This is a genomic window from Pseudomonas sp. IT-196MI5 (assembly GCF_949767415.1).
Classification (GTDB): Bacteria; Pseudomonadota; Gammaproteobacteria; order Pseudomonadales; family Pseudomonadaceae; genus Aquipseudomonas.
In genome coordinates, this window is record NZ_CATKPZ010000078.1 from 1 (window position 1) to 245 (window position 245).

Below are 245 nucleotides of genomic sequence, written 5' to 3' on the forward strand. Positions count from 1 at the left end.
GCGGCGCCGCGCACCTCCCGCGCCCAAAGCCTGGATGTGCTGTCCTCGCAAGCCAACATCGCCGGTTACAAAGCCGTGCTGCTGGCCGCGCACCACTACCCGCGCTTCATGCCGATGCTGATGACCGCGGCGGGCACCGTGAAAGCGGCGCGCGTGCTGATCCTCGGTGCCGGCGTGGCCGGACTGCAGGCCATCGCCACCGCCAAACGCCTGGGGGCGGTGATCGAAGCGTCCGACGTGCGTCC

The 245-nt window shown here is 70.6% G+C and carries 1 pseudogene; it reads left to right on the top strand.

Annotated features, from left to right (window positions below):
* Positions 1 to 245, top strand: a pseudogene (locus ACM6IK_RS27065) (NAD(P)(+) transhydrogenase (Re/Si-specific) subunit alpha); the annotation flags it as partial.